This is a genomic window from Pseudarthrobacter sp. efr-133-R2A-89, from assembly GCF_030209315.1.
GTDB lineage: Bacteria > Actinomycetota > Actinomycetes > Actinomycetales > Micrococcaceae > Arthrobacter.
In genome coordinates this window covers 24,013-47,599 of record NZ_JARVSE010000013.1, presented here as the reverse complement: position 1 = coordinate 47,599, position 23,587 = coordinate 24,013, and the positions used below count along the sequence as shown (strand labels likewise).

The following is a 23,587-nucleotide window of genomic DNA, read 5'->3' as shown; positions in this document are numbered from 1 at the left end:
CCCTCGGAACAAAGAAATGCGGCCCCCTCCCAAGGAGGGGGCCGCATTTCGTGTCAGCGGGACAGGTCCCGGCAAGTGGGCTTAGAAGCCGCCCATGCCGCCCATGCCACCCATGTCGTCTCCACCGGCGGGGGCAGAAGCCTTCTCGGGCTTGTCTGCCACCACGGCTTCGGTGGTGAGGAACAGGCCGGCGATGGACGCCGCGTTCTGCAGGGCAGAGCGGGTGACCTTGACCGGATCATTCACGCCGGCTGCCAGCAGGTCGACGTACTCGCCGGTGGCTGCGTTCAGGCCGTGGCCTGCGGGCAGTCCGCGGACCTTGTCGACAACCACGCCGGGCTCGAGGCCGGCGTTGAAGGCGATCTGCTTCAGCGGGGCGTCGATGGCAACGCGGACGATGTTGGCGCCCGTTGCTTCGTCGCCGGAGAGCTGCAGGTTGGCAAATGCCTTGGCACCGGCCTGGATGAGGGCAACACCGCCACCGGCGACGATGCCTTCTTCAACCGCAGCCTTGGCGTTGCGGACGGCGTCCTCGATGCGGTGCTTGCGTTCCTTGAGCTCAACCTCGGTGGCGGCACCGGCCTTGATGACTGCAACGCCGCCGGCCAGCTTGGCCAGGCGTTCCTGCAGCTTCTCGCGGTCGTAGTCGGAGTCCGAGTTCTCGATCTCGGCGCGGATCTGGGATACGCGGCCGGCGATCTGGTCTGCGTCGCCTGCACCCTCGACGATGGTGGTCTCGTCCTTGGTGACAACGACCTTGCGGGCCTGGCCCAGCAGTTCGAGGCCTGCGGTCTCAAGCTTGAGGCCGACTTCCTCGGAGATGACCTGGCCGCCGGTGAGGACGGCGATGTCTGCCAGCTGAGCCTTGCGGCGGTCACCGAAGCCCGGGGCCTTGACGGCGACGGACTTGAAGGTGCCACGGATCTTGTTGACGATCAGGGTGGCCAGGGCCTCGCCCTCGATGTCTTCGGCGATGATCAGCAGCGGCTTGTTGGACTGCATGACCTTTTCGAGGACAGCAACCAGTTCCTTGACGTTGGAGATCTTGGAGTTGACGATCAGGATGTACGGATCCTCGAGGACCGTTTCCTGGCGCTCTGCGTCGGTGACGAAGTAGGCGGAGATGTAGCCCTTGTCGAAGCGCATGCCTTCGGTGAGTTCAAGCTCCAGGCCGAAGGTGTTGGACTCCTCGACCGTGATGACGCCTTCCTTGCCGACCTTGTCCAGGGCTTCGGCGATGAGGGCACCAATTTCGTCGTCACCGGCGGAGATGGAGGCGGTGGCCGCGATCTCTTCCTTGGTTTCGATTTCCTTGGCGGAGGCCAGGAGTTCGCGGGTGACAGCTTCAACGGCCTTTTCGATGCCGCGCTTGAGGGACAGCGGGTCGGCGCCGGCGGCAACGTTGCGCAGGCCTTCCTTGACCAGCGCCTGGGCCAGCACGGTCGCCGTGGTGGTACCGTCGCCGGCGACGTCGTCCGTCTTCTTGGCAACTTCCTTGACCAGCTCTGCGCCGATCTTCTCGTACGGGTCGTCCAGCTCGATCTCCTTGGCGATGGATACACCATCGTTGGTGATCGTGGGGGCGCCCCACTTCTTTTCGAGGACGACGTTGCGTCCACGCGGGCCGAGGGTGACCTTAACGGCGTCGGCGAGGGTGTTCAGGCCACGCTCAAGGCCGCGGCGTGCCTCTTCATCAAATGCAATGATCTTGGCCATAACGGCAGTAGTCCTTTCGGGACAGTCGTTAAGAATGAACCTTCGCTGCAGTGCCCGCGACGGACGATCCTTCGACAGCGGCCTCTGTATGCCTCCGGCTGGGGATCTCACTGAAGTGAGGTGTTTCTTTCGCTCTTCGACCGGTGCCTTGCGCGGCCGGCCGGAACCGGGCGTTGCTTAGCAGTCGGTACGTCAGAGTGCTAACTCCATAATTAGCACTCCCCCGGTGAGAGTGCAAGCGAAAAGACACCGGACGGGCCGCTGGCGGCGGTCGCTTCGCCGAGGGCGATCAGCCCGGATGTCCGGCTGTCTCCCGTCCGCTCGGAGTGGGCAGGTTGTCCGGCCCGTAAGTGAACACGGAGAAGGACGCCACGGTGATATCCCCGTTCGCGTCAAAGGCAATGGGCCCCGACTCGCCGTCGTAATTGATGTCGGGACCGGCAGCCAGGCCGCCAAGGCACGCCTTGTAGGTCGCGCACGGCGCAGCGGCCGTTCCGGCGCCGGGCGCCGCTGTCCCGCCCGATACCGGAATCAGGTTGGCGGCGATCGAGCGGCCGGCGTCGTCCTGCGCACGGGCCGCTGCCAGCGCGGCCAGGGTCACGGCATCGTAGGTTTCGGCAGCGTAGGAGACGTCCTTCAGCGACGGGTCCACCGCCAGGAGTTTTTGCTGGAAAGCGGCCGTCGGCAGCTGTCCCGGCACCACTGCGCGGGCACCATCCAGGACCTTGGAACCGAGACCGGAGCCGTAGCGGGCGAAAGCGCCGTCGCTCATGATGATGCGTGAACCGCCAAGGCCGGCATCGTTCAGCGCAGCCAGTGCGCCTTGGGCGCCCTCACGGGCTATCACGACGACGGCGTCCGGCTTGGTTTTGGCCAAGGAGCCTGCCGCCGTGGCGGCGTCCCCGGTCGTGAAACCGGCGCCGGGAAGGACGGTAAGCCCGGACTGCTTTGCCGCTTCCGTGACGGCGGCCTGCAGGTCCTTGCCGTAGGCGCCTTCCTGGTACAGCACGCTGACGGTGGCAGCCCCGGCGTCCTTGGCGAGTTTGGCCAACACAGGGCCTTGCGCGACGTCGGCCGCCGCGGTGCGGAAGTAGTAGCCGCCGCTGGCCATTCCGGTCAGGCCGGCAGCGGTGTTGGCCGGTGAAATGAGTGGTATGTGGGCGCGGGACAGGACATCTACTGCCGCCTCCGCGTGGCTGGAATCGGTGGGTCCGATGACCACGTCCGCCTTCGCGGCCAGCAAGGCTTTCGCCTGCCCGGCAGTGTCCTGTTCCGGGTGTGCGGGCAGCAGTTCGACGGGACGGCCCTTGTGTCCCCCGGCCGCGTTGATGTCCTGGACGGCCAGCTTGGCGGCGGCGACCTGTGGCTGGTTCAGGAAGGCACTGTCGCCGGTGTTGTCCAGGACCAGGCCAACCCGGAGGACGCCGTCGCCGGATGCCTCGGCGGATTCCACCCGGGCGTTTCCGCCTGTCCCGGAGCAGGCTGTGCTGCCGAGAACGGCCGCCAGGGAAACGGCGAGGGCAGTGCGGACGGCGGGACGGTGCATCGGCTTCACTCGGCGGGCCGGACGTTTTCCGCCTGCGGGCCCTTGTCCCCCTCGCCGACCTCCAACTGCACCCGTTGGCCTTCCTCGAGGGCCCGGTAGCCTTCGCCCCGGATCGCAGACCAATGGACAAAGACGTCATCGCTGGAGCCGTCAACAGTGATGAAGCCGTAGCCTTTTTCAGCGTTGAACCATTTGACGGTTCCCAGTGCCATGGTGACCAACTCTTTTCCGTTGCGGCCGGGTGGGCCGGTGCTGTTGCGTGCAGCCCCGCGGGCCGTGGCCTGGAATCACTCTAGCCAAAGGCCGCCACGGGTCGACGGCTGCGGCATGCCCCGGGCCGGGAACGTTATGCAGGCGTAACTGAGGCCGCCCGGCTACCGGTACCCGGGGCCCAGGACCACTACGAGCGGCGCCTGGAACTCGGTGCTGCTGACCACCGTGGGGATGTTCAACAGCGCGGCGAGCTCCTGGGCGCTGGCCAGTTGCTGGGGACCGGCGTAATAGATCACGGAGGATTTCTGCGGCGCACCGGACCAATTGCCTACCTGTCCGAGCCGCCAGCCATCAGCCTGGACCGTTCCGCCAATGCGGCTGGCCAGCCCGGCGGTACCGGCCGCGTTGTAGACGGCCACTGGCTGCGTCCGGTCGACGACGGCCTGCTGGGTGGCCGACGGCGTCGGCTCCGGGCTGCTGCTTGCAGACGGCCCGGCAGTGGCCGAGGATTCGGAAGCGGCCGGGGGCGTGGTTGCCTGCGTGGCGGAAGCGGTGGATCCGGTACCGGCCAACGCGGTGGATTCCACGCTGGCAGAGGCCTCGGTTGCCGTGGCGTTGAAGCCGAGCTTGGGGAGGATCAGGAAAGACACCAGCCCGATGGCCAGGGCCGCCACGCCCACTGCGAGGATGGGCCACAGCCGCACCCGGGACGGGGCCGAGGCCGTCCGGTGGACACCTTGTCGCGACGCGGCCTCGGGGACCTTGTCGAATTCATCGCGGGCGTATTTGGTCATGGTGGAAGGACATCCTTGTTGATTGCTGCCAGGGTCCCGGCCTGGGGCGTGCTAAGCGTCGGATCCCAGGCGGCGGGCGGTGCGTGCACGGTGGCGCGACGTACGTAGTCTACGCAATCTCTTGACCAGCATGGGATCGTGGGCCAATGCATCCTCGCGGTCGATCAGGGCATTGAGGAGCTGGTAGTAGTGGGTTGCGGAGAGGTCGAACAGCTCCCGGACGGCCTGTTCCTTGGCCCCGGCGTACTTCCACCACTGGCGCTCCAGCGCCAGCATCTGCTGTTCGCGCTCGGTGAGGGAGGAGTCACGGAGCAGAAAATCCGCCAGCAGGGAATTCCGTGGATCCTGCTCCGGCAGGTGTTCCCGGGCCGGTTCCGCCACGCCACACTCCTTCGCTGGTTACGGTAAATGTCTTACCCCCATGCTAGCGGGCGAATCACAGGAGTGTCATTCGGCCCGGCCGTCTCACAGGAGTGTCATTCGGCCCGGCCGTCGACGCACTTTCCCGGCCGGCAGGCGCCTGCTGCAAGAATGGACCGATGTTTGAATCGGATGCGTTGTTCGACCTGCAGCAGGACCCGGCGGACGGCACCAGCTTCAGCGACCTGGCCAGGCTGCCCCTGGCGGAGCTCATGGCGCCGGATTGGGCGGCGGCGCTGCAGGGCGTCGAAGCGAAGCTGCGGTCGGTGCTGGCCTTCCTTGCCGGCGAAGAGGCGGCCGGGCACCAGATCCTGCCGCCGCCGTCGAACGTCCTGCGCGCCTTCCGCCAGCCGCTCGCCGGCGTGAAAGTCCTCATCGTGGGGCAGGACCCGTACCCCACGCCGGGGCACGCCGTCGGCCTTTCCTTTTCCGTGGACGCGCGCACGCGCCCGCTCCCCCGCAGCCTTGCCAACATCTACCGAGAACTCGAATCCGACCTGGGCATTCCCCCGCGGGTCCACGGCGACCTGTCCGCCTGGGCGGATCAGGGAGTCCTGCTCCTGAACCGGGTGCTCACCGTCCGGGCTGGGTCCGCCGGCTCCCACCGGGGCAAGGGCTGGGAGGACATTACGACGGCGGCAGTCACGGCCGTGGCCGGACGCCGCGCCGCGGACGGGTCCGGGACGCCCTTGGTCGCCGTCTTGTGGGGCAAGGAGGCGGAGGGGGTAAGGCCCCTCCTGGCCGATGCGCCCGTCGTCGCCAGCGCGCATCCCAGTCCCTTGTCCGCCTCGCGCGGCTTCTTTGGTTCCCGCCCGTTCAGCCGTGTGAATGAGCTGCTGCGGGAACAGGGTGCGCCGGACGTAACCTGGGAGCTCCCGCCGGTGCCCCTGGCTTAGGCTTGCCTGATGAGCACTGTCCCCGCCGCCACCAGCGCTACGAAGAACAACCGCCCCCAGGTCAACCTGACGGTACTGCGTAAAGAGCAGTTGTCCCCGCACATGGTCCGAATCATCGCAGGTGGGGACGGATTCAGGGACTTCGTCAATAACGCCTTCGTGGACCGTTACGTAAAGATCGTGTTCCCGCAGCCCGGCGTGGACTACCCCTCCCCCTTGGATTTGTGGACGGTCCGGGAAACCATGCCGCGCGAGCAGTGGCCGTATACCCGCACCTACACGCTGCGCTGGGTGGATCCAGGGGCCAAGGAGCTCGCCATCGACTTCGTGGTCCATGGCGACGAAGGCCTGGCCGGTCCGTGGGCGGCTAACGCCCGGCCCGGCGAAACGCTCACGTTCACCGGCCCCGGCGGTGCGTACAACCCCAATCCCGAGGCTGACTGGTATCTGTTCGCCGGTGATGAGGCGGCGCTGCCGGCCATTGCCGCGTCCATCGAGGCGCTTCCTCCCACCGCGGTGGGGCTGGCCTTCCTGGAAGTCGGCGCCGAGGCCGACATCCAGCCATTGAACTCTCCGGCCGGGCTCGAGGTCCGGTGGCTGGTCCGCGGCGATGTCCCGGCAGGCTCCAGCACGGTGCTGGTGGATGCCGTGGCGGGAGCGGAGTGGCCGGCCGGCACGGTGGATGTCTTTGCCCACGGCGAGCGGGGCTACATGAAGTCCCTGCGCGAGGTCTTCTTCAAGCAGCGCGGCCTGGAGCGGCGCCAGGTGTCATTGTCCGGGTACTGGGCGCAGGGCCGCGTGGAGGACGTGTTCCAGGCAGAGAAAAAGTTGCCGGTAGGGAAAATCTAGCGCCGGCGGGCGCGGCGGCGCTCGTTGCTCGCCAGGCTCCGGGTCAACGGCCTGGCCAGCACATCGCCCAGGACGATCCCGCCGGCCGTTCCCAGCACGATGGCGCCGGCGCTGAGCATACCGCCTGCGCCGTTCAGGATTTCCGATTCCTCGACCGTGAGCACATACATGGACCGGAAAATGGTGAGCCCCGGCAGCAGGATCAGCGCCGCGGGCACAGCCACCACCAGCTGCGGCGCGCCCATCCGCAGTGCCACCACCCGCGCCAGGAGGCCGATGACAACGGCCGCCAGCGCCGGCGCGAAGCGGTCCCCGATCCCCAGCAGTCCGCCGCCCAGCAGCACCAGGTAGCCTGCAACGCCCACTCCCGCCGTTGGCAGCAGGAGCTGCCAGGTGGTTTGCTCAGTGATGCCGATGGCCATTACCGCGGCGGCCACGAACAGGACGAGGACCCACAAATCGTAGGCGGGCGGGAAGGTCTGCGTGACGTCGATCCGCTGCAACCCGGTCAGCTCCCCCACCACGAACGCCACGGCGATACCGGCCACGATCGCACCGAAGGTCAGCAGGGTTGACAGGAACCGGCCCGCGGCGGTGACCGGGAAGCCGTTGATGGCGTCCTGCACGGACGAGACCAGCCGTCCGGTGGGCAGCAGCAGCAGGATGCCGCCCACCACCACGATCGACGGTGATGCGGTGAGGCCGAACTGCCAGAGCAGCAAGGCAAGGATGGTGACGACGAACGAGCAGCTGGCCGTGGTGAAGAAGTCCGGGACCCGCCAGCGGCCCAGTTGCCGGGCCAGCAGGCTGATCCCGATGTTGGCGACGAACGCGATGGCCGAGGACACCACACCGCCGCCCAGCACACCGACGAACACGGCGGCGAAGACACCGAATGCAGCGGTGACCATCCAGCGCGGATACGGTTTGGGGCTGGTGATGGCCTCGTTGAGCCGGCGGATGGCTTCCTCGCGGCCCACGCCGCCGGCCACGATGTCCGTGACCAGCTGGTGGACCTTGGCCAGGCCCGCATAGTTGTTGGTCCAGGACCGCACCACCCGCAGCAGGGCGATGGGCGTCTGGTCCTTGGGGGCGTAATTGATGCCCACGGACTGGTTGGTGATGTCCACCTCGATGTTCTTCAGGCCCAGGGCGGCAGTGACGGCGATGATGCTGGTCTCCACCTCCAGGGCACCCGCCCCGTAGCGGAACATGGTCTCTGCCAGGTGGAGCGCGAAGTCCAGGGTCTTGCGGGCCGATGTGTCCACACCGCCCACCTGGATGGTGGGGTTGGCGTAGGGGCTGCCCGCCAGGCGGTCCACGATGCTCAAGGGGGCGGTGGGCGGGTTCTCGCCCTGCACCAGGCGTCGCAGCATCCTCCGGGCGGCTGCGTCCTGCCGCATCTGGGCAGGGGTCAGCGGCTCAGTCTTGGGCAAGCCGTCAGTCTTCGGCCTGGACCCTGGCCGTTCGTGCCGGTCAGTCATGCCCGGTTCCTCCCTCTGCGCGGTGTGTGGACGGTCAGGCTGCGCGCTTCAGCGGCAGCTTGCCAAGCAATGAGCGGGCCGCGGCGGCGGCTGATCTGGCCAGCCGGTTGGCGTGGAAGACCACGGGCCGTACGGGCATGGTGAAGTCGCCCACCAGCTGGACCACTTCGCCGCCGAATCCCTTCTTGAATTCGTAGCCGCCGTGCCCCTCCTCGTCCTGGCCGGAGATGCCGAACGTGCCGTAGAAGTTGTACCGCGGGTACTCCTTTTCCAGGGCGTGCAGCATCATGCCCCAGTACAGTGAGGTGGCCCCGTTGAAGTAGATGTAGTCCTGGACGGTGCCGCCGATCACGCACACCACCTCATCGCCGTAGCAGACGAAGTGGATGGCTGCCACGGTGGCGGTCCCCACCGAATCCGGGAACCGCTCGATGTCCTTGAGGCTCCGCTCGTAGCTGTCCACCAGGTCCTGGACCACTTTGAGCCGGTTGGCCTTCTTCTTGCTGCCCGTTTCTTCCACTTCACGCCGGAGCTCCGCGGCGGTGGCCGACTCCGCCGCCAGGCGCTCGGTGATGGATTTCCGGTACGCGGGGATGTCGATCTTGGCCATCATGAGCTTGGTGAATTCCGCCGAGGTGGTCCGGAGCAGGTGCTCATAATAGGCGCGCTCTCGGTAGGTGAATCCCTTTTCGTCCCCGGCCCGGCTCAAGGCCCCGTAGAAATCGTCCAGGGTTTCCAGCGTGGCTTGTTCCAGGAAGACACCGTTCTTTTCGGCCTTGCGGATGGCCTTACGGGTCCGGTAGCTGGTGCCCATGATGAGTTCTTCAGCGTCCTGGATTCCCACGAGGCTCTTGATGAACATCCAGTTCACGTTGACGAAGTTCATGTCCAGGCCCTGGTGCCGGAACCCGAGCCGTTCCAGGTCCGCCACGAGCGGGCGGTTGTCCTCGACGTCCGGGTGCTCGGCGCCATCGGCGTCCCGTGCGATGTACCTGATGTTCGGCGAGATCCGCAGTTCAGCGGCTTTGCGGCCGGCGGCGTGCTTGCGGAGGAGTTCGACGACGCCGCTCACCAGGTTGCGGTCCCCGTAGTCCATGAGGGGCCCCTTGGCGCATTCGCAGATGGTGTAGCCAAGCCTGGTGGTCGAGTAGTTGAGTTTGCCGGCGGCGACGAGTTCGCCGCTGCGCCGGACGCCGAAGAGTTCCACCTGCTGGCCCCGGGCGCGCTGGAAACGGGCAAAGTCGATGGACTGCAGGAAGCTGTTTTGCGGGTGCTTTTCGGCGAAGGCCTCAAACTCGGCGTCGCTGAGCGTGGCGTATTCAAGTCCGGTAGCGGCGGAAACAGGATTCAAGGGGTGACCTTCTTCGGGACTCTTCGCGGCCTGGTGGGCACGCGCTGGGCGGACGGTGTTCGGGGCGGGCTGCACGGGGCGTACGGTCCGGCCGTGGGCTGCGGTGGGTTGCGTCCCGCGGGGATGCCGGTCAGTAGAACTGCTGGCCGGTCCGGGCGGTCTCAATCCGGCGGAGCACCTTTTCGCCGCCACTGGTCCAGAGCTTGTGGCGCAGCGGGGACAGGACGTAGTCGTAGCAGCCCACAAAGTCGGTGACGGTCTTGGTGAAGCTGGTCTTGAACATGCCCATCCCGTACAGGTTGTGGGTTTTGTCCTTGATCCGGGCCGCCGGCGGGGTGCCGCAAAAGTCGTATTCGGTGCAGCCGAGTTCCTGCATGCGGCGGATGGCTTCCCACTGCACCAGGTGCGAGTCCCCGTACTGCTTGCGGTTTTGGGTGGATCCGCCGTCCTTGTAGGTTGCCTTGGCACCGTAGTTGATCACGAAAGCTCCGACGCTGGGCCTTCCATCCTCATAGACGAAGAAGAAGTTGCCCTGGCCACGGTTGCAGAATTCGTCCCAGAACTTGGCGTAGTAGTCGTAGCTGCGCAGGGGCATGGAGCCTTTGGCGTTGACGGTGTCTGCCATCAGGTCGTAAAGGGCGCGGTAGGTTTCCGGGCCCTGTTCCCGCCGTACCACCTGGCAGCCCTCGCGCTCGGCGCGCCGGACGGCGTTGCGGGCGCGCGAGGAGATCGCCTTGAACACGTCCTCGGGGCTGCCCGAGATGTCCAGCAGCGCGGTGGAGTCGTTGGACTGGATGTTAGGGGCCTTGACAAGGCCTGCCGCCTGGATGTCCTGCTGCGCCCCGGCGGTGTCGATGATGTCCGGTTCCACCTTGATGGTGAAGACGTTCAGTTTCCGGCTGCGGACAAAAGCCGCACAGGCTTCGAGGGCAGCCTTCAAGTCTGCGGCGGCCGCAACATCAGGGCCCTTGATGAGGTACCAAAGCCGTCCGAGGACGGGAAATGACTTTTCCAGGACCAGGTTGTAGCTGGAGCTTCCCGGGGCTTCCAGGACAAGGAAGCGGACTTTCCAGCCGGTCCCGTTCTTGACCGAGGCGTAGGCAGCGGACTGCAGCATGTTGCCGCCGTTGGGGTTGGCCGTGACGTGCTTGTCCCAGTTCTCAATTTCCTCGGCTGTGGCAAAACGTGCGGTGAATTCTCGCAAGGGGGCCGTGTCCAATCGGGTTTGTGCGCGGTTTCGGTGGGTCTGGATGCGTGCGGACATGCAGCATCAAGTCTAAAGCCTCAGCCACTGGAGCCCTTCTCCCGGCGCTGCCTGGCATGGCGCCGACCGTCCACGGGGCGGCGCCTTGACGGGGCTGCCCGGGGTCGGCAAGGGTTGGAGGATGAGGCCAGACCGGCACCAGAGCAGCACTTCCGCGGAGGGCGGGCGGCCCTATGGCGCCGGGATCCAAATGGCCGGGCTCGCCGCCTTCCTGGTGGCCTCCTTGCTGGTGGCGGCGTTGGGCGGACTGGCGTCGGCCAGCAACGTCAACGGCTGGTATGCGACGGCGGACAAGGCGCCCTGGTCCCCGCCCAACGGCGTGTTTGGCCCGGTCTGGGGAATCCTCTACACGGCGATGGCTGTTGCCGGCTGGCTGGTGTGGCGCAAGCGGACGGAACAGACCCGGAGCGCCCTCACCGCCTACGGGATCCAGTTGCTCCTCAACCTTGCCTGGACCCCTGCGTTCTTCGCCCTCTACCCTGCCCTTGGAACTCTTGCCCTGTGGCTTGGGTTTGGCATCATCCTGGCACTCATTTCCGCCGTTGCGGTCACGGTCCTCTTCTTTGGTCCCATCAGCCGGACCGCCGGGATACTCCTGCTGCCATACATTTCCTGGCTGGTGTTTGCCGCTTCCTTGAACTGGTGGGCCGCCGCCCACAACTAGGAAGCGCCGCCCACAACTAGGAAGGGCCGCCCGGGTTCCGGAAAGCGGCGGCTGTGGTCAGCATTCGACGACGTTGACGGCGAGGCCGCCCATGGCGGTTTCCTTGTATTTGTGGGACATGTCCTTGCCGGTTTCGCGCATGGTGATGATGACTTCATCCAGGGAGACCCGGTGGGTCCCGTCACCCCAGAGCGCCATCTTCGCGGCGTTGATCGCCTTCGCGGCCGCGATCGCGTTCCGTTCGATGCAGGGCACCTGCACCAGCCCGCCGATCGGATCGCAGGTCAGGCCCAGGTTGTGTTCCATCGCGATTTCAGCGGCGTTCTCCACCTGCGCCGGGGTCCCGCCCATGACCTCGGCCAGGCCCGCGGCGGCCATCGAGGACGCGGAACCCACCTCGCCCTGGCAGCCGACCTCGGCCCCGGAGATCGAGGCCTGTTCCTTGTACAGCACCCCCACGGCGGCGGCGGCGAGCAGGAATTTGACCACGACGTCGTCGCGGTCAGCGCCGGTGGCTTTGTCCATGCCGGGAGCGAAATGCAGGGCGTAGAACAACACGGCAGGGATGATCCCGGCCGCCCCGTTCGTCGGGGCGGTGACCACGCGGCCACCGGATGCGTTCTCCTCGTTCACGGCCAGCGCCACCAAGTTAACCCATTCCTGCCAATACCGGGGATCGAACGGGCCCGCGTCCCACGCGGCGTCCTGGTCCGTGTCCTGCCCGTCGGCGCATTCCTTCTTCAACCGCTCAAACCAGTCAGGGGCGCGGCGGCGGACCTTCAAGCCGCCCGGCAACACGCCCTCACGCTTCAACGAGGCCGCAACGCAGGCTTCCATCACGGACCAGATGTGCAGCAACCCGGCCCGGATCTCCTCCTCGCCGCGGGAGGCTTTTTCGTTCACCAGCATCACGTCGGCGATTCCCAACCCGGTCACTGCGCAATGCTCCAACAGTTCCGCCGCGGTCCGGAACGGCAGCGGAAGCTCCTTCTTGGACTCCTCCAGTTCTTGCCGGGCCGCGTCTTCCTCACCCTCCCGGACGATGAACCCGCCACCGACCGAGAAGAACGTCGCGGCATGCACCACCGCACCGGCAGCATCGGTGACGGTGAACGTCATCCCGTTCGTGTGCCGGGGCAATACCGTCAGGGGCCGCAGCACCATGTCCTTCACCCCATACGGCAGCGGCACGGCGCCGGCGAGGTGCAAGGTCCCCGTCCCGGCAATCGCGGCCAGCCGCTCCTCCACCTCCGACGGGAGGATCAACTCCGGGTGAAACCCCTCCAAGCCCAGCAGGATCGCGGTCATCGTCCCGTGCCCATGGCCCGTGGCCGCCAACGAGCCATACAAATCCACCCGCAACGACGCCACGTGAGCCAGCACACCCGAGGCCTTGAGTTCCTCCGCAAAAACGGCGGCAGCCCGCATCGGCCCCACAGTATGAGACGACGAAGGCCCGATCCCAATCGAAAACAGATCAAAAACGCCAACAGCCATGCGATTGGTTCCTAACTAAAACGGGTGGTGGGGGCGGGGTTTCGACAAGCAAAACCACCGGCTGTCCGGCGCTATTTTTGGCGCTTGTAGAACGGGAGGCCGACGACTTCGAAGGGTTCGGCCTTACCGCGAAGGTCGACTTCGAGGGAGGTTCCCGGCGCCGAATGCTCGACGTCGACGTAGGCCATGGCGATCGGGTAGCCCAGGGTGGGCGAAGGCTGGCCGGAGGTGACTTCACCGACGGTGGCGCCGTTTTTCAGGACCGGGTAGTGCGCGCGGCCGGCGCGGCGTCCCTGGCCCCTGAGCCCCACGAGGCGGCGGCCGGAGGTGCTGCCTGCACCGGCTTCCTTGATGGCTGCCAGCGCGGCCTTCCCGACGAAGTCGCCTTCCTTGGACAGCGCGACGACGGCGCCCAGGCCGGCGGCGAACGGGTCGCCTTCCAGCGAGAGTTCGTTGCCGTAGAGCGGCATTCCCGCTTCGAGGCGGAGGGAGTCGCGGGAGGCGAGCCCTGCGGGGGTGAGCTGGCCCTCGTCGGCTATGGCGATCAGCGCCTGCCAGAGGCCCGGGGCGTCCGCGTTGTCCACGAAGATCTCGAAGCCGTCCTCGCCGGTGTACCCGGTCCGGGCCAACAGCAGGTCCAGGCCCGCACCGCCCACCAGGAAGGGGACCTCGACGGCGGCGTAGTACTTCAGCTCTGTCACCAGGGAATGCCGGGCTGCCGGAAGCAGCCGCAGCAGGATCGATTCTGCTGCCGGGCCTTGGACGGCGATCAGTGACGTGCGGGCTGAGGCGTCCTCCACCTTCACGTCGAACCGTGCGGCACGTTCCTGCAATGCTGCTGCGACGGTGTCTGCGTTTCCTGCGTTGGGGACTACCAGGAAGACGTCGGTGCCGTCCGCTGCTGCCGGCCGGCGGTAGGTGATGAGGTCGTCGATGATGCCGCCGTCTTCGTTGCAGATCAGCGAGTACTTGGCCTTGCCCACGGCGACCGCGGACAGTTTGCCGGCCAGGGCGTAGTCCAGGAAGGCGGCGGCGTCGGGGCCGGTCACCCAGACTTCTCCCATGTGGGAGAGGTCGAACAGCCCGGCGGCCTTGCGGACGGCGTGGTGCTCGGCCAGTTCGGAGCTGTACTTGAGCGGCATCTGCCAGCCGCCGAAGTCCGTGAACGAGGCGCCCAGCTTTTTGTGCTCGTCGTAGAGCGCGGTGTACTTCTCAGTCATTGAAAGTCCTTTGGGAGCGGTGGTTGAGCCGGCCGAAAACCCGGTGCCGGCCGGCTCAACCACGGGAGTGGTCTAGTTCTCGAACTCGGACAGCGGCGGGCAGGAGCAGATGAGGTTGCGGTCGCCGGCGGCGCCGTCGATGCGGCCGACGGGCGGGAAGTATTTGTCCTGCTTGTGGTGGGCCGGGAAGGCTGCTTGCTCGCGCGGGTAGGCGCGGTCCCAGTCAGAGGAGACGACGGCGGCGGCCGTGTGGGGTGCGTGGCGCAGGGGTGAGTCGGTGACGGCGAAGTCGCCGTTGGCCACTTGGTCGATTTCCTGTCGGATGGTGATCATGGCTTCGATGAAGCGGTCGATCTCGGCGAGGTCCTCGGACTCGGTGGGTTCCACCATGAGGGTGCCCGCGACGGGGAAGGACAGGGTGGGGGCGTGGAACCCGAAGTCGATCAGCCGTTTGGCCACGTCCTCGGCCGTGACCCCGGTCTTCGCGGTGAGTTCGCGCAGGTCCAGGATGCACTCGTGCGCCACCAGCCCGCCCTCACCGGTGTAGAGGACCGGGAAGTACTCGTTCAGGCGGGACGCGACATAGTTCGCGGCCAGCAGCGCGGACTTGGTGGCCTCGGTCAGGCCCTGCCCGCCCATCAGCTTCACGTACGCCCACGAGATCGGCAGCACCCCGGCCGAACCGAACCGGGACGCCGAAATCGCCACCCCGTGGCCCTCTTCGTGGGCGGCCTTGTTCGCGTCCCCGGGCATGAACGGGGCCAGGTGGGCTTTCGCGGCAACGGGCCCGACGCCGGGTCCCCCGCCGCCGTGCGGGATGCAGAAGGTCTTGTGCAGGTTCAGGTGCGAGACGTCGCCGCCGAACCGGCCCGGCTGGGCCAGGCCCACCAGGGCGTTCAGGTTGGCCCCGTCAATGTAGACCTGGCCGCCCGCGGCGTGGACGGCGTCGCAGACTTCCCGGACATCCCCGTCGAACACGCCGTGGGTGGAGGGGTAGGTGATCATGATGGCCGACAGGACATCCTTGTTCGCCTCGATCTTGGCCGTCAGGTCGTCGTGGTCGATCGTGCCGTCCGGGGCGGTGGCCACGACGACGACCTTCATGCCGGCGAGGACGGCGGAGGCGGCGTTGGTGCCGTGCGCCGAGGCCGGGATCAGGCAGACGGTGCGCTGCTGCTCGCCGCGGGAGTGGTGGTAGCCGCGGATCGCCAGCAGGCCGGCGAGTTCGCCCTGGGAGCCGGCGTTGGGCTGGATGGACACCTGGTCATACCCGGTGATCTCGGCCAGGTCAGCCTCCAGCCCGGTGATCAGTTCGCGCCAGCCCTCGGTCTGGGAGTCCGGGGCGAACGGGTGGATCGAGGCGAACTCCGGCCAGGAAATCGCTTCCATCTCAGCCGTCGCGTTCAACTTCATGGTGCACGAACCCAACGGGATCATGGTCCGGTCCAGGGCCAGGTCACGGTCAGAGAGCCTGCGGATGTAACGCAGCAGCTGGGTTTCAGACCGGTGCGTGTTGAACACCGGATGCTGCAGATAGGCCGAGGAACGCTCGACGGCGGCCTCAAGACCGAAGCCCTGGCCCTCGCCGTGGACCTCGGCAACCGGGGCGCCGAAGACGTCGGCAACCTGGGCGACGATGGCCGGCGTCGTGGTTTCGTCGAGGGAGATGCCTACGGTGTCGGCGTCGATGCGCCGCAGGTTGATGCCGCGGGCCTCTGCGTCGGAGATCACAGCTGACGCGCGGCCGGCAACGCGCACCGTCAGGGTGTCGAAGAAGGAGGTGTGCAGGACGTCCAGGCCGGCGGCCTTGAGCGCCGCGGCGAGGGTACGGGCGTGGCCATGCGCCGTTTCCGCGATCGCCTTCAACCCCTCCGGGCCGTGGTACACGGCATACATGGACGCAACGATGGCCAGCAGCGCCTGGGCCGTGCAGATGTTGGACGTGGCCTTCTCGCGGCGGATGTGCTGCTCGCGGGTCTGCAAAGCCAGACGGTAGGCGGGAACACCGGCGTCGTCCTTTGACACCCCAACCAGGCGGCCGGGCAGGGAACGTTCCAGGCCCTTGCGGACAGCCATGTAGGCAGCGTGCGGGCCGCCGAAGAACAACGGCACGCCAAAACGCTGGGCCGAGCCGACGGCGATGTCCGCGCCCTGCTCGCCCGGAGGGGTGATCAGGGTCAGCGCCAGCAAATCGGCGGCCACCGTCACCAGCGCGCCCCGGTCCTTGGCGGCGGCGATCACGGCGGACTGGTCCCACACGCGGCCGGAGGCGCCGGGCTGCTGCAGCACGACGCCATTGATGTCGCCGTCGGGCAGGCCTTGGGAGAGGTCGGCGACCTCCACCTCGAAGCCGAGCGCCTCGGCGCGGCCCTTGACAATGGCGATGGTCTGCGGGAGCACGTCGATGTCCAGGACGGTCTTGCCGTCCTTGGCCGCCGCGGACTTGTTGGCGCGGCGCATCAACAGCACGGCCTCGGCAACGGCGGTGGCTTCATCGAGGAGGGAGGCGTTGGCGATGGGCAGTCCCACCAGGTCCTGGACCATGGTCTGGAAGTTCAGCAGCGCCTCGAGCCGGCCCTGCGAGATTTCGGGCTGGTACGGGGTGTAGGCGGTGTACCAGGCCGGGGATTCAAGGATGTTGCGGCGGATCACCGGCGGCGTCACGGTGTCGTAGTAGCCCTGCCCGATCATCTGCACGGCAGTCTTGTTCCGGCCGGCGATCCTGCGCAGCTCAGCCAGGACCTCCACCTCGCTGAGGGCGTCCCGCAGGCGGAGGGCGGTTTCCTGGCGGATGACCTTGGGGACGGCGGTGTCAACCAGGGAGTCGACAGTGTCGTAGCCAACGGCTTTGAGCATGGTGTCGACGTCGGCCTGGCGGCTCGCGCCGATATGGCGGTCTACGAAGGTGGTGGAGGCTGGGCTAACCGGCACGAAGGAACTCCATTTACTCAGGCGGCGCAGGGTACGCCACAGCGATTCGGGTTCCTCCCCGCTCTGTATTGGACCTGAGAGTTTCCGCGGTGCCTGCCTGGCAGGACCCGCTTGCACCGTCGGTGAGCACACCGGTTCCTGACCCTGATGGGGGCCATGGGAACCGCCTGCTGCTTTCCAGAGGCGCCTCGCCGCGGCGGTACGGGGGCCTGCGAGATTCCTGGGGAGGATTTGCTCCTACGGCGCCTGCCTGTACACCGGCAGAACTCTCCCGCCGCAGATCAAAGGCTATTCACTTGTTAAACCAGCCATGTGCTGGATCATGCGGGCCGGTGACAGCCCTCACAACATTCCATTGTCCTATGCCGCAACCCTTCCCGGCAAATGGCGAAGGCTACCTGCGGAGCCGCTCCAGGGCCGCCAGGAGTTCCTCCACGTCAGCGGCCGCTCCCCCTTGCGGTGCCGGGCCCACGGACAGCATGGCGTTGAAATACAGCCCGTCCCCCATGTACAGGACCGCTTTGGCCAGTCCAGGCCCTACGTCGGCCGCGATCTCATCCAGCCACCGCTGCTGGATGGCTGCGAATCGGCGTCGCGTTTCCTGGTGCGCCACCTCCGCCAGCCTGGTGGCGGCGACGATGGCCCGGTCCAGCGGAGTGTCCGCCCAGACGGAGGAACGGATGAAGTAGGCGGCCGCCCCCTCGGCGGCCCCGGCCATGGCGTCGGCGTCCTCCTTGGCCAGCCCGTCCAAACGGTCCAGGAGCACTTCGATGAGCGCTTCCTTGTTGGGGAAGTGGTAGAGCAGCCCACCTTTGGACACCCCCGCCTTCTTGGCCACCGCGTCCAAGGTTGCTGCCCGCTCCCCCACCTCAATCAGGAGGGTTTCGAAGGCATCAAGGACCGCGTCACGGGCTACAGGCTTTCGGGGCATGCTTCCCATCATGCCCTCCCCCGGCGGCAAAACGGGAAATCGCGGATTTCAAACTATACCGTCTGGACGGTATAGTTATTTCATGACGACTTCCCCTTCGACCCTGGTGCCCGCACGCACCGGCGGAGCGGCCGCGCGCTCCCCGCGGCGCGACTGGCTCGCGCTGGGGCTGCTGATGTTCCCAGTGCTGCTCGTCGCCGTGGACAACACCGCCCTGACATTCGCCCTTCCCGCCATCACCCGCGCCCTGGAACCCTCCGGCGTCCACCTGCTGTGGATTATCGACGCCTATCCGCTGGTGCTGGCCGGACTCCTGGTATCGATGGGAAGCCTTGGCGACAGGATCGGGCGGCGCCGGTTGCTCATTATCGGCAGCACGGGCTTTGCCGGGTTATCCGCCGCGACGGCTTTTGCGCCCACCGCGGAGTGGCTGATCGCCGGACGGGCCGCATTGGGGTTCTTTGGGGCCATGCTGATGCCCTCCACGTTGTCGCTGATCCGCAACATCTTCCCGGAGCCCAACCGCCGGCGAATGGCCGTCGCCATCTGGGCTGCCGGGTTCTCCGGAGGCGCAGCCCTGGGCCCAATCTTCGGCGGCTGGCTGGTGGAGCATTTCTGGTGGGGCGCCGTGTTCCTGGTGGCGGTACCCCTGATGCTTCCCCTGCTGGCACTGGGGAGAACCTTGATCCCGGAATCCAAGGACCCATCGCCGGGCAGGGTGGACGTCCCCAGCATCCTGCTTTCCATGCTGGTGATGGTTCCCATGGTCTACGGCATCAAGGATGTTGCCACCGAAGGTCCGGGCCCGGCAGGCCTTGGCAGCATGGCGTTCGGCGCGGCGATGGGCGTGGTGTTCGTGCGGCGCCAGCAACGCCTGGAACACCCCCTGCTGGACATGTCGCTGTTCCGGAACCGGGTGTTCAGCATGGCCATCAGCGCCAACATCCTGGCCCTGTTTTCCTTCAATGGCTTCATCCTGTTCCTTGCCCAGCACCTCCAGCTCCTTGAGGGCCTGAGCCCGTCAGCCGCGGGGGTGGCGATGATTCCCGCGCTGGCAGCCACGGTGGTGGCCGGCCTGGTGGTGGTGCCGCTGGTCCGCAAGGTCCGTCCGGGATACGTGGTGGCAGCCGGATTGGCGTTCAGTGCCACTGGCTACACCTTGGTGGCGTTCGGAAACCACGACGGCGGACCCGCACTGCTGCTGGCAGCGCTCCTGGTCCTGGCGCTGGGCGTGGGGACGGCGGAAACCATTTCGAATGACCTCATCCTGGGCTCCGCGCCCCCGGAAAAGTCAGGCGCCGCCGCGGCCATCTCCGAAACAGGATACGAGGTGGGCTCACTGCTGGGGACGGCGGTCCTGGGCTCCATCCTGACGGCCTCCTACCAGCACAACCTGCGCCTCCCGGCAGGATTGGATGGCATGCTCCCGGGCACCGCGCTGCACAACGCCGGGGAAACGCTGGCGGGCGCCATGGAAGCGGCCGCCGTCCTGCCCGGCCCGCTGGCGGACGCGGTCCGGGACGCTGCGGCGGCGGCGTTCGATTCCGGCGTGCACATCACTGCGGCAATCGGGCTGGTACTGATGGCGACGGCGGCAGTTCTCGCCGCCGTCGTGCTGCGGAAAGTGCCCAAGGCCACCTGACCGCCCGGGACCGCAAAGGGCGCCCGGCGCCGGATCAATTCCGGTACGGGGCGCCCAAGGGGTGGGACGCTTGGCCTACTTGGAGTCGGCGGCAGTCACCTTGGCGGTAGGCTTCATGTTTTCTGCCTGCACCATCCAGGCAAACTGCTCCAGCCGGGCGATGAACTCGTGCAAAAGGTCCGCGGAGGTGGGATCTTCCTCATCCACCTCGTCGTGGACTTTGCGCATGGTGCCCACGGCGGCTTCCATGGCGGCGACGATCCGCTCAATGGCGTCCGCGGTGCTGATCAGCCCGTCAGGGAACTGGGCCAGGCTGATGGTTTCGGCAACGGTGGAGCTGCGGCCATCCGGGAGGGCGTGCAGGGCGCGCATGCGCTCGGCCGTATCGTCGGCGAACTGGCGTGCAGCGTCAACGATCTCATCGAGCTGCAGGTGCAGGTCGCGGAAGTTGGTGCCCACGATGTTCCAGTGCGCTTGCTTGCCCTGGATGTGGAGTTCGATCAGGTCGGCAAGGACTGCCTGCAGGTTGTTGGTCAGTGTCGGTGAAGCTTTCATGCGTCCTCCTCGATTGGTCCAGTAGGGCCGACGCTACCAGCCGTAGACTGCCCCGCGGCCGGCAATCCGGAAATTTCTCAGTGAGCTTACTAATTATGGAAATCAGTCATAAACGAATGTGGTTCATATTGCGTCTTGCATCACAGGGCCGGCGGTCCCATACTAAATGAACGCCATTCATATAGTGACCTCCGTCTCACAGCCTTCCAGAAAGTGGTGCCATGACAGAGACAATCCGGACCAGTACCTCCAAATCCGGCCCCCACGCCCACGCACCGTCCACGGGCGGCGTCAGCGCCAAGGGACTCAAGGGCGGGCAGCTCGGCCTGCTGGCCGTCGTCGTCCTGGGCATCTCAACCATTGCCCCCGCCTACACGCTTACCAGCGCACTTGGACCCACCGTCAACGAAGCCGGGCTCCAACTGCCAGTCATCTTCCTGATCGGTTTCATCCCCATGATCCTGGTCTCGCTCGCCTACCGGGAACTCAACGCCGATTCCCCGGACAGCGGCACCACCTTTACCTGGGTCACCAAAGCGTTCGGCCCCTGGATCGGCTGGATGGGCGGCTGGGGCCTGCTGGCCGCCAACATCATCGTGCTGTCCAACCTGGCCGGCGTCGCCGTCGACTTCTTCTATCTCTTCCTGTCCCAGGTCACAGGCTCCCCCGAACTGGCAGACCTGGCGGACAACAAGGCGCTCAACGTCATCACATGCTTCGTGTTCGTGGCACTGGCCGTCTGGGTCAGCTACCGCGGCATGCACACCACCAAAATGGTGCAGTACAGCCTGGTGGGATTCCAGCTGCTGGTCCTGGGCCTGTTCGTCGTCATGGCTTTCGCCAACTGGTCCACCTCCGAGACCGCCATCCCGTTCAGCTGGGACTGGTTCGACGTCACCAAAATCGAGACCTTCGGCCAGGTTGCCGCCGGCATCTCCCTGTCGATCTTCGTGTACTGGGGCTGGGACGTTTGCCTGACAGTCAATGAGGAAACCGCCAACGGCAAGAAGACCGCCGGCGTGGCGGGCACCCTCACCGCGGTCATCGTCCTGGCCATATACCTCCTGGTCAGCATCGCCACCATGATGTTCGCCGGCGTGGGAGATACCGGCAACGGATTGAACAACGCCGAAAACCACGAGAACATCTTCACGGCGCTGGCCTCCCCCATCATGGGCCCGTTCGCCATCCTGATGTCCCTGGCGGTGCTCTCCAGCTCGGCCGCTTCCCTGCAGTCCACGTTCATGTCGCCGTCCCGCAGCCTGCTGGCCATGGCCCACTACGGCGCACTGCCGGAACCCTTCAGCCGGATCAGCCGGAAGTTCGCGACGCCGGGCTTCGCCACCATTGCTGCCGGCGTCGTCTCCGCCGGGTTCTACGCGGTGATGCATGTGGTCAGCGACAACGTCCTGAACGACACCATCCTGGCGCTGGGCCTGATGATCTGCTTCTACTACGGCCTCACCGCACTGGCCTGCACCTGGTATTTCCGGCACAGCCTGTTCAACAGCATGCGCCACTTCCTGTTCAGGCTGGTCTGCCCGGTGGTGGGCGGCGTGGGCTTGTTCGTGGTGTTCGTCCAGACCGCCGTGGACAGCCTGGCGCCCGAGTTCGGCAGCGGTTCCGAGGTCTTCGGCGTGGGCCTGGTATTCATCCTGGGCGTGGGCATCCTGGCCCTGGGCGCCGTCGTCATGCTGGTCATGTCCCGCACGCACCCGGGCTTCTTCCGCGGCGAAACGCTCAAGAAGGACACGCCCGCCCTGGTAGTGCCGGAATAAAGCGAAGCGTCCAAAAACGGTGCCGTGCCCCCAACCGGGGCACGGCACCTTTTCCGTTGTCACGGAGGCGAATTTTGATAACGACGGCGGCCGGAGACACAGCAGCGCCGGCCGCCCCGAAGGGGCAACCGGCGCCGGGAGAACGGGTGGGGCTCAGCCCTCGCAGTCGCGGCAGTACTTCAGGCCGTCCTTTTCGCGGGCCACCTGCGACCGGTGGCGGACCAGGAAGCAGGAAGAGCAGGTGAACTCGTCGGACTGCTCGGGAACCACAATGACGGTGAGTTCCTCGTTGGACAGATCGGCGCCGGGGAGGTCGATGCCTTCAGCGGTGTCATTCTCGTCGACGTCGATGACTGCGGTCTGAGCGTTGCCGCTCCGGGACGCCTGGAGGGCCTCCAGGGAGTCAGCGGGAGACTCCTCTTCCTGCTTGCGTGGAGCATCGTAATCGGTAGCCATTAGCATGTTCACTTTCGTTGCTGCACAGCGCCATTTCAGGCACCTCAGTGAAGCAGTTTAGGGCATCATCCCGGCCCCGGCGCAATAGTGTGGCCAAGCAGACATTCAGTTGCCGCCGGACACCCTTCCCAGATGTTCGGAGCGGGCATGGTCGGCGCCGACGGAGACTCCGCTCAAGGCGGGAAGCCACCCCCACCGGGTGGCATCGGCCATGGCGCCGGCGGCCTCGGACTCTGATTCACAGGTAAAGGTATCAATGGCCCAGTCGCGGAGCCGGGTGAGCAAAGTAGCCGTCATCCCTGAAACCTACGCAGCAATTGTTGTGGCCACGTTTCGCGGCGGTCTCCCCCGGATTAATTCCGGCGCCTGCCTGCTCCTTCAGCAGGGCTGGGCCGTGCTGCTGCGCAGGATGAGCTCAGGTTCCACCACCAGCGTCCGGGGCCCTTCCGCACCGCCGAGCACCGCGAGCATCATGTCCATGCAGCGCCGGCCCAGTTCTTCGAAGTCCTGCCGGACCACGGTCAGCGGGGGGCTGAAGTATGCGGATTCGGGCTGGTCGTCGAAGCCCACCAGGGAAACGTGCTTCGGCACCCCCAGGCCTGCTTCGTTGAAGGCGCGCAGGATCCCCAATGCCATCTGGTCGTTGCCCACGAAGAGGGCCGTGGCGCGCCGGTCAGCCGCCAGCCGCCGGCCAATGGCATAGCCGGTGCCAGCGCTCCAGTCCCCCTCGACCAGGAGATCCGCCTCGAGCCCGGCGGCCTCCAGGGCGGACCGCCAGCCGTCGGACCGCGCCACGGCGTCAATCCAGTCCTGCGGCCCGGCGACATGCCCGATCCGGCGGTGGCCCTGCGCAATGAGGTGCCGGACGGCCAGTTCAGCTCCCTTGCGCTGGTCCACCCGGACACCGCCAACAGCGTCATTCCCGTCGGGGCCGACGGCCACCACCGGCACCCCGATAGCGATTTCCGCCAAGGCCGCCAACGTGGCCAGGTGCGGAACAATCACTACGATCCCGTCCACCGCCTGGTCCAGGAAGTGCCTGACGGCGTCCAGGATGGTGTCCCTCGTGACCTCGCGCAGGGCAGCGACGCTGACGAAGTATCCTGCGTCCCGCGCGGCCCGTTCGACTCCCAGCAAGGTGTTGGCAGGGCCGTACTGTGACAACTCGCTGCCCAGGACGCCAATGGTCTGCGAGCGCCGGGTGACCAGGCTGCGTGCGGCGGTGTTGCGGCGGTAGCCGAGTTCGGCAATCGCCGCTTCCACCTTGTGCCGGGTCTCCTTGCTGACGTTGGGGTGGTTGTTGACCACCCGCGAAACGGTTTGGTGCGAGACCCCGGCCAGCCCCGCCACGTCCTCGAGCCTTGGCAGTCGCCGTGGCCG

21 protein-coding genes and 1 riboswitch are annotated in these 23,587 nt (G+C 66.6%); of the genes, 5 read left to right on the top strand and 16 right to left on the bottom strand.

Features of this window, described 5'->3' with window-relative positions:
* Positions 1-81 precede the first annotated feature (81 nt).
* The 5 genes from groL to QRM95_RS19435 form a co-directional block, all read right to left on the bottom strand.
* Positions 82-1,716: a chaperonin GroEL gene (gene groL / locus QRM95_RS19455; RefSeq protein ID WP_018762136.1), complete on the bottom strand. Its 1,635-nt coding sequence runs from the start codon at positions 1,714-1,716 to the stop codon at positions 82-84.
* A 289-nt stretch (positions 1,717-2,005) separates the two neighbouring features.
* Positions 2,006-3,262 carry an ABC transporter substrate-binding protein gene (locus QRM95_RS19450; protein WP_285249073.1) on the bottom strand — a complete coding sequence of 419 codons (1,257 nt, stop codon included), beginning with the start codon at positions 3,260-3,262 and terminating at the stop codon, positions 2,006-2,008.
* 5 nt (positions 3,263-3,267) lie between these two features.
* Complete coding sequence (locus QRM95_RS19445; protein ID WP_285249072.1) at positions 3,268-3,474, bottom strand: cold-shock protein; 207 nt, start codon at positions 3,472-3,474, stop codon at positions 3,268-3,270.
* A gap of 162 nt (positions 3,475-3,636) precedes the next feature.
* Positions 3,637-4,269: a LytR C-terminal domain-containing protein gene (locus QRM95_RS19440; protein ID WP_285249071.1), complete on the bottom strand. Its 633-nt coding sequence runs from the start codon at positions 4,267-4,269 to the stop codon at positions 3,637-3,639.
* A 51-nt stretch (positions 4,270-4,320) separates the two neighbouring features.
* Positions 4,321-4,650: a DUF3263 domain-containing protein gene (locus QRM95_RS19435; protein WP_285249070.1), complete on the bottom strand. Its 330-nt coding sequence runs from the start codon at positions 4,648-4,650 to the stop codon at positions 4,321-4,323.
* Positions 4,651-4,808: 158 nt separating this feature from the next.
* Here QRM95_RS19435 and QRM95_RS19430 point away from each other — a divergent pair, with 158 nt between their 5' ends.
* Together QRM95_RS19430 and QRM95_RS19425 are read left to right on the top strand one after the other, a co-directional pair.
* A complete protein-coding gene (locus QRM95_RS19430) occupies positions 4,809-5,585 on the top strand; it encodes a uracil-DNA glycosylase (protein ID WP_285249069.1) in 777 nt (258 codons plus the stop codon).
* 9 nt (positions 5,586-5,594) lie between these two features.
* A complete protein-coding gene (locus QRM95_RS19425; RefSeq protein WP_285249068.1) occupies positions 5,595-6,434 on the top strand; it encodes a siderophore-interacting protein in 840 nt (279 codons plus the stop codon).
* Here QRM95_RS19425 and QRM95_RS19420 read toward each other — a convergent pair.
* The 3 genes from QRM95_RS19420 to QRM95_RS19410 all read right to left on the bottom strand — a co-directional run bounded on the left by QRM95_RS19420 (position 6,431) and on the right by QRM95_RS19410 (position 10,533).
* Entirely contained in the window at positions 6,431-7,918 is a 1,488-nt protein-coding gene (locus QRM95_RS19420) for a threonine/serine exporter family protein (RefSeq protein ID WP_285249067.1), read from the bottom strand. The two genes, QRM95_RS19425 and QRM95_RS19420, sit on opposite strands and share 4 nt — an antisense overlap.
* Before the next feature lie 34 nt (positions 7,919-7,952).
* Complete coding sequence (locus QRM95_RS19415; RefSeq protein WP_285249066.1) at positions 7,953-9,269, bottom strand: peptidoglycan bridge formation glycyltransferase FemA/FemB family protein; 1,317 nt, start codon at positions 9,267-9,269, stop codon at positions 7,953-7,955.
* A 130-nt stretch (positions 9,270-9,399) separates the two neighbouring features.
* Positions 9,400-10,533, bottom strand: coding sequence for a lipid II:glycine glycyltransferase FemX (locus QRM95_RS19410; protein ID WP_285249065.1), 1,134 nt, complete (start codon positions 10,531-10,533; stop codon positions 9,400-9,402).
* A 121-nt stretch (positions 10,534-10,654) separates the two neighbouring features.
* On the opposite strand from QRM95_RS19410, the gene QRM95_RS19405 reads away from it, so the two are divergent.
* Positions 10,655-11,197, top strand: coding sequence for a TspO/MBR family protein (locus QRM95_RS19405; protein ID WP_285249064.1), 543 nt, complete (start codon positions 10,655-10,657; stop codon positions 11,195-11,197).
* Between the two features lie 57 nt (positions 11,198-11,254).
* Here QRM95_RS19405 and QRM95_RS19400 read toward each other — a convergent pair whose 3' ends face one another.
* From QRM95_RS19400 to QRM95_RS19385, 4 genes are all read right to left on the bottom strand, one after another.
* Positions 11,255-12,694 (bottom strand): L-serine ammonia-lyase, encoded by a 1,440-nt coding sequence (locus QRM95_RS19400; protein WP_285249063.1) that lies wholly within the window; start codon positions 12,692-12,694, stop codon positions 11,255-11,257.
* 71 nt (positions 12,695-12,765) lie between these two features.
* A complete protein-coding gene (gene gcvT, locus QRM95_RS19395; protein ID WP_285249062.1) occupies positions 12,766-13,914 on the bottom strand; it encodes a glycine cleavage system aminomethyltransferase GcvT in 1,149 nt (382 codons plus the stop codon).
* Between the two features lie 72 nt (positions 13,915-13,986).
* A complete protein-coding gene (gcvP, locus tag QRM95_RS19390) occupies positions 13,987-16,845 on the bottom strand; it encodes an aminomethyl-transferring glycine dehydrogenase (protein WP_285249061.1) in 2,859 nt (952 codons plus the stop codon).
* Positions 16,846-17,032: 187 nt separating this feature from the next.
* Positions 17,033-17,129: riboswitch (glycine riboswitch) on the bottom strand.
* A gap of 110 nt (positions 17,130-17,239) precedes the next feature.
* Positions 17,240-17,776: a TetR/AcrR family transcriptional regulator gene (locus tag QRM95_RS19385; RefSeq protein ID WP_285249060.1), complete on the bottom strand. Its 537-nt coding sequence runs from the start codon at positions 17,774-17,776 to the stop codon at positions 17,240-17,242.
* 82 nt (positions 17,777-17,858) lie between these two features.
* Here QRM95_RS19385 and QRM95_RS19380 point away from each other — a divergent pair, with 82 nt between their 5' ends.
* Entirely contained in the window at positions 17,859-19,418 is a 1,560-nt protein-coding gene (locus QRM95_RS19380) for an MFS transporter (protein WP_285249059.1), read from the top strand.
* A 75-nt stretch (positions 19,419-19,493) separates the two neighbouring features.
* Here QRM95_RS19380 and QRM95_RS19375 read toward each other — a convergent pair whose 3' ends face one another.
* The gene (locus QRM95_RS19375) at positions 19,494-19,973 is read right to left on the bottom strand and encodes a Dps family protein (protein WP_285249058.1); all 480 of its coding nucleotides are present in this window, start codon (positions 19,971-19,973) and stop codon (positions 19,494-19,496) included.
* Positions 19,974-20,194: 221 nt separating this feature from the next.
* Between QRM95_RS19375 and QRM95_RS19370 the strand changes: the two genes are divergently transcribed.
* On the top strand, positions 20,195-21,751 hold the full coding sequence (locus tag QRM95_RS19370) for an APC family permease (RefSeq protein WP_285249057.1): 1,557 nt from the start codon (positions 20,195-20,197) through the stop codon (positions 21,749-21,751).
* Between the two features lie 153 nt (positions 21,752-21,904).
* On the opposite strand, the gene QRM95_RS19365 is transcribed toward QRM95_RS19370, so the two are convergent.
* The 3 genes from QRM95_RS19365 to QRM95_RS19355 all read right to left on the bottom strand — a co-directional run bounded on the left by QRM95_RS19365 (position 21,905) and on the right by QRM95_RS19355 (position 23,557).
* Complete coding sequence (locus tag QRM95_RS19365) at positions 21,905-22,207, bottom strand: DUF4193 domain-containing protein (RefSeq protein ID WP_018762118.1); 303 nt, start codon at positions 22,205-22,207, stop codon at positions 21,905-21,907.
* Positions 22,208-22,312: 105 nt separating this feature from the next.
* Complete coding sequence (locus tag QRM95_RS19360) at positions 22,313-22,504, bottom strand: hypothetical protein (RefSeq protein WP_285249056.1); 192 nt, start codon at positions 22,502-22,504, stop codon at positions 22,313-22,315.
* An 81-nt stretch (positions 22,505-22,585) separates the two neighbouring features.
* Complete coding sequence (locus tag QRM95_RS19355) at positions 22,586-23,557, bottom strand: LacI family DNA-binding transcriptional regulator (RefSeq protein ID WP_285249055.1); 972 nt, start codon at positions 23,555-23,557, stop codon at positions 22,586-22,588.
* Positions 23,558-23,587 lie beyond the last annotated feature (30 nt).